Raw genomic sequence first — 8,663 nt, forward strand, 5'->3', positions numbered from 1 at the left:
GAAAGAATTCCTTAAATATCCTACTCCCTCAAATAAAAAACATAAAAAACGTCCTAATATTTCACCATAATGTCCCACACACTAACATAAAACCATAAAAACAAAACTATAATTTTACAGATTTGTTCCCCACCCTTTAATAAAACGTATAAACTGGTCGGCTCGGGGTAGCTTTTCTGACAGTAAAACTTGGGCAGAGTTTTACGTAGTCATCGAAAAGCGTTATAAGGCTCCACGCCCAGTGGCGCCCTTTTATCCAAATATTTGGGCGAGCAAATATTTGGTCGGGTTGTTAAGGGCAGACAGCCCTTAAAGAGGGGTTCTTAAGGGGTAGCACCCCTTAAATTTGGATTGTTAAGAAAGAATTCCTTAAATATCCTACTCCCTCAAATAAAAAACATAAAAAACGTCCTCATTATCGTAAAATATCCCACCCCACAATATAATAATAAGATTGGGTAGCGGTAGTGGTCGTTTCAAAAATCTCGGGTAGAGATTTTTAGAAAATCCGACCACGTTATAAGCCATCACGGCGCTTGAGTGAAAGCATTTTATCCAGTATTTTTTGCTTTGGAAAAATACTGGTCGCTCTTTAGAGCGAAATACTAAAAACCCACGCCCAGTGGCGCCCTTTTATCCAAATATTTGGGCGAGCAAATATTTGGTCGGGTTGTTAAGGGCAGACAGCCCTTAAAGAGGGGTTCTTAAGGGGTAGCACCCCTTAAATACGGATTGTTAAGAAAGAATCCCATAAAATTCCCACCTTACTACATAAAATCATAAAGAACGACCCCTATATTTCACCATAATGTCCCACACACTAACATAAAACCATAAAAACAAAACTATAATTTTACAGCTTTGTTCCCCACCCTTTAATAAAACGTATAAACAGGTCGGCTCGGGGTAGCTTTTCTGACAGTAAAACTCGGGCAGAGTTTTACGCAGTCATCGAAAAGCGTTATAAGGCACTTCGCCTAGAAGTGTCCTTTTTACCTCTTTTTTTGGACAAGCAAAAAAAGAGTGGGGTTTTTAAGGGGCAACGCCCCTTGATATCGGGTTGTTAAGGGCAGACAGCCCTTAAAGAGGGGTATTAAGGGGTAGCACCCCTTAAATACTGGTCGCTCTTTAGAGCGAAATATAAAAATACTTTTACCAAAATTTTACATAAGTTATACATTATAAAGCTATTTAAAGAAACTATTTTTCTATAAAATATTAAGGATAAAGGAGAGAAAAATGAAATACGCAATACTTGACATCGGCGCAAACTCAATAAGACTATGCGTCTATGAAGGAACAAAGAATAATTTTAAAACACTTTTTACAAAGAAAGTAATGGCAGGACTTGCTTATTATGTGAAAAATGATGAAATGTCAAATCAAGGAATAATAGAAGCAAGCAACGTCATAAACGAATTTAAAGAACTGGTAAATAATTTCAATATAGAAAATTTCCATATTTTCGCAACCGCATCTTTCAGAAATATAACAAATACAGAATTTGTGGTAATGGAAATAGAAAAACTTACAGGTGAAACAATAGAAGTAATAAGCGGAGAAGATGAAGCTTTATACGGATTTACAGGTGCAAAACTTAAAGTTAAGGCTAAAAGCGGAATTGTTATAGATATTGGAGGAGGAAGCACGGAAATTGTAGACTTTGAAAAAGATAAAGTAAATTATGCACAAAGTCTTCCAATAGGCTCCCTAAACCTATATTCAATGTATGTAAGCGAATTTCTTCCAACGGACAAAGAACAAAGAAACATAAAAAACAAAATACAAAAAATTTTAAAAGATGTTGATATTAAACAAACTAATACTATCTGCGGTGTAGGCGGAACAATAAAAGCAGCATTAAAATTAACAAATTCTTATTTTAAATTAAATAAAGATAACACAATCATAAAAAGAGAACAAATGGAAGAAATAAAAAAAATACTTTTAAATAAACCGCAAAAAGCAAAAAATATCATAATAAAAGCTTGTCCCGATAGAGTTCATACAATAATACCGGGCATTTTAATAGTTGATGAAATACTAAAAAGAACAAACGCAAAAGAAATTGTAGTAAGCAAATACGGAGTAAGAGAGGGTTACCTATGTCAAAAGATTATGCAGTAGAAAAAATTATAAAAGATACAACCTGTACTCAAAACAGAGAACTAAGCTGGCTTAGATTTAATCAAAGAGTTTTGGAAGAAGCAATGGACGAAACCGTTCCCCTTCTTGAAAGACTAAAATTTATTTCCATTTTTACAAGTAACTTAGATGAATTCTTCATGGTAAGAGTAGGCAGCCTTGTAGATTTAATGTTACTTAGCAATAAAGATACAATTGACAATAAAACCGGCTGGAGTCCCAAAGAACAGCTTGAAGCAATATTTAACTCAATACCTCCTTTAATGGAAAAAAGAGACGAAGCATTTAGAACAGTATCCATGGAGTTAAGACAAAGAGGCATTTATGACCTTTCTTTTGATGAACTTTCAAAAGAAGAAGAAAAGGATATAAACAAATACTTTGAATACTACATAAACCCTATTTTGTCTCCTCAAATTGTGGATAACAGACACCCTATCCCACATCTTAAAAACAGAAGACTATACATAGCTTCAATATTAAAAACAAAGAAAGACAAAACCGTACTTGGAATAATCCCAATCCCGTCATCTCTTCCAAGAATATTACCTAGTAAAGAAAACAGAAATAGATATATACGAATAGAAAACGTAATAATGGAACATATTGATAAAATATTTGATATATATGAAGTAGTTTCAAGCAATATTATTTCCGTTACAAGAAATGCCGATATAAGCTATGATGATGATAAATTTGAAGATAACGAACATGATTATCTTGACCATATGAATAAACTTCTTAAAAAAAGGGATTGGCTGTTACCGGTAAGACTTGAAATTCAAGGTATATATAACGATAACCTAACGGAAATTTTAAGAAGCTTTTTAAAGATAGAAAAAAATCAAATTTTCTACAGCCTTTACCCTATTAAACTTGAATATGTATACGGTATAGAACATATGGTTTCACCTCTGTTAAAAAGCGAACTTACTTACCCAAAATTAAACGCAAGACAGTGGGAAAGTTTAAATCCTAAAAAAAGCATAATAGAGCAAATAAGACATAAAGATGTTTTACTATTCTTCCCATTTGAAAAAATAGACCCATTTTTAGCACTCCTTGAAGAAGCAGGAAAAGACCCAAACGTGCTTTCAATAAAGATAACCATATATCGTCTTGCAAGTGACTCAAAAGTTGCTAATCTGCTTTTAAAAGCCGCTGAAAACGGAAAAGAAGTAACAGTGTTAATGGAGCTTAGAGCAAGGTTTGACGAAAAGCATAATATACTTTGGGCAGAAAGATTAAGCGAAGCAGGATGCAGGGTAATATATGGAGAAGAGGGCTTTAAATGCCATTCAAAAATATGCCTTATTACAAGAAAAGATAAAAATGGAATTGAATACATTACTCAGATAGGAACGGGAAACTATAACGAAAAAACAGCAGCAATGTATACGGACTTAAGCCTTATAACAATGAATAAGGATATAGGAAAAGATGCAACAAACTTCTTTCAAAATATGCTAATCGGAAACTTAAAGGGTAACTATGAAACATTGCTTGTTGCTCCAAATTCTCTAAAACAAAATATACTTAAATTTATGGATGAAGAGATAGAAAAAGGAAGTAATGGAAGAATAATAATGAAAGCCAATTCCTTAACGGATATTGATGTAATATATAAACTTATAGAAGCATCTAAGGCAGGAGTTAAAATTCAAATGATCATAAGAGGAATATGCTGTATAAGACCCGGAATATACAATAAAACCGACAATATTTCCATCTCAAGCATTGTAGGAAGATTTTTGGAACATTCTAGAATTTACGTTTTCGGAAGCGGAGAAGATAAAAGAATGTTTATATCTTCTGCTGACCTTATGACAAGGAACTTAGATAAAAGAGTTGAAATAGCCTGCCCGATATTTGACTATAACATAAGAAATCAAATTGATGAAATACTTGAAATAATACTAAGGGATAATGTAAAAGCAAGAGTACTTCAAACAGACGACACATATAGAAAGAAAGATCCATTCGGAATGGAAATGATAGACTCACAAGATTGGTTTTTAAATAATTCTCTTAAAACATATAAAAAAGAAAAAGATAATAATAATAAATTAACGGACTTTTTCAAAAATATTTTTAATAAATAACGATTTTATCGGTTAATCCGTTAAAATATATACCCCATAAATACTCTTAAAAAAGGAAACAAAAGTTTCCTTTTTTTATGTATATTTAAAATTTTTTATTTTTAACTACAAAGCAAATTATAACTAAAATAAGAACACAAGAACGTACAGATTTTAATTAAAAATTTTTGAATAAAATGATTTTTAAATGTATTAAAAACTAAAAATAATAAATTAATTACTTTTCTATAAAAACTATTTACATAAACATAATAGAAAACCAAATCTATATTCTGAAATGAGGTCTCATCAACTTATATAAAACATAAAAAACCAAATCTATATTTTACTTCCATGCCCCAAACACTGACATAAAACTCATTTAACATTAATGCTATATTTATCTTCTATATCCAATATCTTTACATAAAAAATCTAAACCTTTATAACCTAAAATACCCCAAACTACAATAAAAAGCAACAAAAAAACTTTATTTATCTTACACATTCCTCCCCACAACCATAAAATCACTAAACCTCTATTTTACTTCCATGTCCCCTCTCTAATATTAAAAAGAAAAACTAAACCTCTATTTTACTTCCATGTCATACCCCCATCACATAATATGAAACATTAAAAAACTAAACTTAAATTTCACTTATATGTCCCACCCCACTACATAAAACCGAATAATTAGGTCGGTTCGGGGTAGCTTTTCTGACAGTAAAACTCGGGTAGAGTTTTACGCAGTCATCGAAAAGCGTTATAAGGCTCTTCGCCGAGAAGTGTCCTTTTTACCTCTTTTTTTGGACAAGCAAAAAAAGAGTGGAGTTTTTAAGGGGCAAAGCCCCTTTATTTATTTTTTACGACAACTATCCTTATACATACACCCATCACACCCACCGCTGCATTTACCTTTGTTTTTTATGCTTTTGTAAAGTGCAAAAATAAAAAGTATTATAATTATTAATGCTGCAACATAAGAATTAAAATTCATAATCTTCTCCTATTTTATAAATATATTGTACCCCTTAAAAAAATAAAGTAAATCTATTTTTATAAAATATAATATAAATATTTTATTAATTTTATACTATTTTGTAATTATCAATATCTATAACATCCTAACAATCATATACCAATATTTAATATTATCTTATATGTATTAATGTTTTCATTACATATTATTCAATTAACTTTATAAAAAAAAGAGCAGATTTTACTACTCTTTAGAATCTACCCACATTAAAACCTTTTTACAATTTGGACAGTGCCAAGCTTTTTGCTCTTCCATTTTTAAAGGAATTGTAATGGTTTTTCTAAACATGGCTTTAAATCCTTTTTTCTCCGCTTCCTTTTTTGAAATAAACTCGTTCCATACTCCAAGGGCTAAACTATAAGCAATTACACTTCCTTCTTCCATTTCTAATCCACAATCAAGACATTTCATTTATTAAACTCACCTTTTACAATTTTACAAATTATACCATAATAAAAATTGATTTCCCCTTTTATAAAAAAGTCTTAATATACTTTTAAGAATTAATATACTTAATATATTTATTAGTTTTTTATACAAATTTTTCATTTTAAATACTATTTTGAAATAACTCTCTATTTAAAACAAAAACTTACAACTTTATTACAAATATTACAAGTTAATTAAATAAACGATAATTCGTTGACAATTAATCAAAAATATTATATATTCAAGTTGTAATTAGAATCATTCTAATTTAAAAGCAAAATATATAAATACATTCGTTAAAAACACTTTTGATGTATGTTTATATAAATAAATTAATGGGTAAAAATGGTAAACATAAAATGTAATGAAATATATATTAACTTTCAAGGTAAAAACAAAAATATAACTTATATAAAATATATCGAAAGTGTAATACATAAAAACTCATAATTAAACCATGAGAAAAAATTTAAACATATAAAGGAGGTAAAAAAATGAGAAGTATTACAACATTAGACTTACAATACGCACACAGATTTTACGGTTTTAAAGGAGAAGCACAATATCTTCATGGACATACAGGAGTTCTAACAATAGAAGTTGAAGATTCAATCGAAGAAGGAGTAAACATGGTTTTCCCTTGTAACGAAATTCAAAAAACAGCTTGGGAAGTTTTAAAAAACTTTGACCATGCACTAATTCTAAGAGAAGACGACCCGCTTTTACCTGCAGTTTTGGACGTTTATGAAAAACAAGGTATAAAAGACGGTTCACCACAAAATCAAATGAAAGGACCTAAATTTGAAACTGAGCTTGCAAAAGCCTATCCAGAATGTCGCCTAGTTGTAACTAAAGAAACATTGACAGTTGAAGGCATGATAAAAATCGTATACGATTTATTAAAAGATAAACTTAACATTGCAAAAATCACATTTACAAGCGGTGTAAATGCAGCAAGCGAAGAATTTGAAACTAAAAATAATATCGAACATTGCCCACTTTGCGGAATAGCACTAAACGAAAAAGGCATATGTCCAAAATGTGGATATAAAAAAGCATAATAAACTTAAAAATACGATATAAAACTCTAATGTATGATAAAACTTATATTAATAAATAATAAAAACATATCTAACAACACTCTATGTATTAATACAAATATATAACTAAAAAACACTACTCCGATTAATATAAAAAGCAACTTGTAATTGTTATATAAATCCATAATAAAATTTAATAAATTGATAAAAGTTATATATTTGTAGACACAAAAAGACCGGTATAAAAGCCGGTCTTTTGTATTTTAAACAATAATTGATTACATAAAAATTATAAGAACAAAATCTCTTTTATCTTCTACCCTACAACCTAATATAAACATCATTAAAATATCAAACTAAATTTTATAATGGATATTATTAATTTCCTAATTCTTCCCTTAGCTTATTGATTTCATCATAATTCAAATCATCAGTACAAACATAATCTACATTCATTTTAAATAACTTCTCAGCTTCTTCCAAATCATTTATAGGGAAAGTATTAAAATAATAACCGTGTTTATGTACTTCATTTGCAAAATCTTCGTTTGCATATCCCTTATGACATCCAACCGTTACAAATCCGTTATGTGTATCCATGTACTCTAATATTTCATCAAGTTCATTATTTTCATATCTTTTCCTTTGAATATAAAACTGTTTAATAGGAAAATCATATATTTTTTCAATAGTTTCAAACATATCGATTGAACCTGCTTGAACAACAACTCTTTTAATAAGTCTCTTCTTCAATAATTTCTGTGTTATTATTTTATACATTTTTTCTGTTGTTTCTATATCCAAATCTTTTGAAATATCTATAAGAACATATATATCCTTATATTTTTTTAAAAGTGACATAACATCATCAAAATCCATTGTAGTATACTTATCACATATTTTAATCTTTTTAAATTTTTTATAAGATAATAATTGACCTTTTTTAAGATACCCTAGTCCCAAAGTTTCATATATTTTTTTGTGATAAGGATGAAGTGCAACAATTTTATTATCACTAGTAAAAGAAAAATCTACCTCAATAAGTTTTATTCCCTTATTTATTGTATTTTCAAAAGCTTCTTTTGAATTCGTATAATGTATTCCGTCAATTTCTCCACAAGAATGAGCCATAATACCTCTTTTTAAGAAATTTAGAGCATTTTTCTTTTTATAATTATAAAAAAATAACATACAAACGACAATGACAATAATGCTTACAAATAAAATTTTTAAAATATTTTCCATTTTCTTTCTCCCTTTACATATTACAAAATATAAAATATAATCAATATTTTGTAAATTTCATTCTCCATAATCCCCTATAGAAATATTACAAAATTCATTTAAATATATAATTATAATTTAAATATATTTTAACATATTTTAGATAATATTAATATTTATTTATAATATATATTTTTTGTTATATAAAAATAATATATTATCTTCTAATATATCTATAAGATTAGAATAACATTTTAACTTTCAACACAAAAAGAAACTATCATTAAAATTTTATATATAAATTTATAACATAAAAAGCTAAATTAATTGGATAAAGGCAGTGATCGTTTCAAAAATCTTGGTTAGAAATATTTAGAAAATCCGACCACGTTATAAAGTGCTTCGCCTTGAAGTCTTTTTTACCTTTTAGGGAGAAGAGATAAATATTTTACTGAAAGCATCATAAACCAATTCCTTAAATGCCTGCACCCATATTTTACTTCAATGATCAAATCCCCCACAAAGAAATAAAACAACAAACTTATATTTCATTGATATCTTCTATTCTCTAGCACATAAAGAAATAATAGACCTATATTTCACTTCTATGCCCCACTACCGTACATAAAAAGCTAAATTAGTTGGGACAGCGGTAGCACTCGTTCATAGAAAAATCGGGTAGATTTTTCATGAAATCCGAGTGC

General features: G+C 28.8%; 6 protein-coding genes. 3 read left to right on the forward strand and 3 right to left on the reverse strand.

Annotation, left to right across the window (positions count from 1 at the left end):
- Window positions 1-1,239 precede the first annotated feature (1,239 nt).
- Window positions 1,240-2,127, forward strand: coding sequence for a phosphatase (locus tag FGQ49_RS09585; RefSeq protein WP_138269649.1), 888 nt, complete (start codon window positions 1,240-1,242; stop codon window positions 2,125-2,127).
- A complete protein-coding gene (gene ppk1, locus FGQ49_RS09590) occupies window positions 2,106-4,247 on the forward strand; it encodes a polyphosphate kinase 1 (protein WP_138269650.1) in 2,142 nt (713 codons plus the stop codon). The genes FGQ49_RS09585 and ppk1 overlap by 22 nt, the downstream gene beginning before the upstream one ends.
- Before the next feature lie 836 nt (window positions 4,248-5,083).
- Here the strand turns inward: ppk1 and FGQ49_RS09595 are convergent.
- The gene (locus FGQ49_RS09595; protein WP_138269651.1) at window positions 5,084-5,224 is read right to left on the reverse strand and encodes a FeoB-associated Cys-rich membrane protein; all 141 of its coding nucleotides are present in this window, start codon (window positions 5,222-5,224) and stop codon (window positions 5,084-5,086) included.
- Window positions 5,225-5,449: 225 nt separating this feature from the next.
- Window positions 5,450-5,677, reverse strand: a complete 228-nt coding sequence (locus FGQ49_RS09600) for a PF20097 family protein (RefSeq protein ID WP_138269652.1) — start codon at window positions 5,675-5,677, stop codon at window positions 5,450-5,452.
- Window positions 5,678-6,189: 512 nt separating this feature from the next.
- Here FGQ49_RS09600 and FGQ49_RS09605 point away from each other — a divergent pair.
- The gene (locus tag FGQ49_RS09605) at window positions 6,190-6,756 is read left to right on the forward strand and encodes a 6-pyruvoyl trahydropterin synthase family protein (protein ID WP_138269653.1); all 567 of its coding nucleotides are present in this window, start codon (window positions 6,190-6,192) and stop codon (window positions 6,754-6,756) included.
- Between the two features lie 357 nt (window positions 6,757-7,113).
- On the opposite strand, the gene FGQ49_RS09610 is transcribed toward FGQ49_RS09605, so the two are convergent.
- Window positions 7,114-7,980, reverse strand: a complete 867-nt coding sequence (locus FGQ49_RS09610; protein ID WP_138269654.1) for a glycerophosphodiester phosphodiesterase family protein — start codon at window positions 7,978-7,980, stop codon at window positions 7,114-7,116.
- Between the last annotated feature and the right edge of the window lie 683 nt (window positions 7,981-8,663).

It is taken from the genome of Anaerofustis stercorihominis (assembly GCF_005844425.1).
Lineage (GTDB): Bacteria > Bacillota > Clostridia > Eubacteriales > Anaerofustaceae > Anaerofustis > Anaerofustis butyriciformans.